General features: G+C 76.5%; 2 protein-coding genes. Both read left to right on the plus strand.

What is annotated here, in order from left to right:
* On the plus strand, positions 1 to 1069 hold a 1069-nt coding region (locus EAD98_RS00860; RefSeq protein WP_121652192.1), incomplete at its 5' end, for an ATP-binding cassette domain-containing protein.
* A 10-nt stretch (positions 1070 to 1079) separates the two neighbouring features.
* Positions 1080 to 1880 carry an energy-coupling factor transporter transmembrane protein EcfT gene (locus EAD98_RS00865; protein ID WP_121652193.1) on the plus strand — a complete coding sequence of 267 codons (801 nt, stop codon included), beginning with the start codon at positions 1080 to 1082 and terminating at the stop codon, positions 1878 to 1880.
* Positions 1881 to 2119: the final 239 nt, after the last annotated feature.

The following is a 2119-nucleotide window of genomic DNA, read 5'->3' on the forward strand; positions in this document are numbered from 1 at the left end:
CGGGGTGGACGGGGCGTTGCGCCGCGTCGGCTTCCCGTACGGTCGGGAGCGGCCCACCGCCGCGCTCTCCGGCGGCGAACAGCAACGCCTCGCCCTGGCCGGCGCGCTGGCCCTGCGCCCCGGCCTGCTGCTGCTCGACGAGCCGACCGCCAACCTCGACCCGGCCGGGGCCGACCTCGTCCGGCGCGCGGTGGCCGGCGCGTTGGACGCCGACACCACCCTGATCCTGGTCGAGCACCGGGTCGCCGAGGCGCTCCCGCTGGTCGACCGGGTGGTCGTCCTGGAGCCTGCCGGCGGGGTCCGCGCGGACGGCCCGCCCGAGGAGGTCTTCGCCGCGCACGGCGCCGCCCTCGCCGCCGAGGGCGTCTGGGTGCCGGGTCACCCCGTCGCCACCCGGCCGGCGGCCGGCGCCCCCGGCGGGCTGCTGCTGACCGCCGACCGGCTCGGCCTGCCGCCCCGGCTGGCCCCCACCGACCTGGCGGTACGCGCCGGCGAGGCGCTCGCCGTGCGCGGGCCCAACGGAGCCGGCAAGTCCACCCTGGCGCTGCTGCTCGGTGGGCTGCTCCGGCCGGGCGCGGGGCGGGTCTGCGCGTCCGCCGAGCTGGCCGGGCCGGATCACCGCACTCCCCCGCACCGGTGGCGGGCGCCCGCGTTGGCCCGCCGGATCGGGTCGGTCTTTCAGGACCCGGAGCACCAGTTCGTGACCAGCACCGTCTTCGACGAGCTGGCGCTCGGCCCACGCCGGACGGGCCAGCCCGAGACGGCGGTCCGGGAGACCGTGGCGGGGTTGCTGGACCGGCTGCGGCTGGCCCGGCTCGCCGCCGCCAACCCGTACACCCTCTCGGGTGGGGAGGCCCGGCGGCTGAGCGTGGCGACAGCGCTGGCCACCGCGCCCCGCCTGCTGATCTGCGACGAACCCACCTTCGGTCAGGACCGGCGGACCTGGCGGGAACTGGTCGACCTCTTCGCCGATCTCCGCGACGCCGGGCACGGCGTGGTCACCGTGACCCACGACCCGGACTTCGTCGCCGCGCTCGCCGACCGCACCGTCACCCTGGAGCGATCGTGACCGGCACCCGATGATCAGCATCGAGCCGGTCGCCGCGCCGGGCGCGCCACTGGCCCGCCGCAACCCGGTGGCGAAGGTGGCCGCCGCACTGGTCTTCTCGTTCACCCTGCTGGCCACCCTGGACCCGGTGGCCCCTGCGATCGCCATCGCGCTCGAACTGGCCGTGCTGCCGCTGTTCGGCATCCGCTACCGGGTGCTGGCCCGCCGGGCCTGGCCGCTGCTGGTCAGCGCCGTCGGCATCCTGGTCACCCTGGTGCTCTTCGCCGCCGACCGGTCCGGTCGGGTCCTGCTGGACGCGGGACCGGTGCTGGTCACCACCGGAGTGCTGCTCACCGCGCTCGGCCTGATCCTGCGGGTGCTCGCGGTCGCCCTGCCCGGCGTCATCGTCTTCGCCACCACCGACCCCACCGACCTGGCCGACGCGCTGATCCAGAACGCGAAGGCGCCGGCCCGCTTCGCCATCGGCGCGCTGGCCGCGTTCCGGCTGGTGCCGCTGCTGGGCCAGGAGTGGCAGATGATCAGCATGGCCCGGCGGGCGCGGGGCGTCGACGCCGGGCGTAACCCGGCGGCGAAGCTGCGGTTGTTCGCCTCGACCGCGTTCGCGCTGCTGGTCGGGGCGATCCGTCGGGGCACCCGGCTGGCCGTGGCGATGGACGCCCGCGGCTTCGACGCCGGCACTCCCCGCACCGTGGCCCGCCGCCAGCCCTTCACCCGCGCCGACGCCGTGCTCGTCGTCGTCGCCGCCGCGCTGGCCGGCAGCGCCCTCACCGTCAGCATCCTGCTGGGCGCCTTCCGCCCGCTGATCGGCTAGGTCGCCTTCACTGCCGTTCCCCGGCCGGATCTGTGCGAGCCATCCGGGATGTGGTGGCCTCCGACGCGCGCGAGACCACCACATCCCGGAATGTGCTGCCACCGCTCGCCGCGCCGGAACAGCACGGCGAAACGGGGGCGTGTCGATCAGCTACGGCGGAAGGCGTAGCGGCGGGGTTGGCCGGCTCGTTGGCTACGGCCGCCTGCCGATCGCGGACCGCCACCCTGCTGCGGTCCGGC

This window comes from Micromonospora sp. CV4, from assembly GCF_003667455.1.
In the GTDB taxonomy this organism is placed as follows: Bacteria; Actinomycetota; Actinomycetes; order Mycobacteriales; family Micromonosporaceae; genus Micromonospora.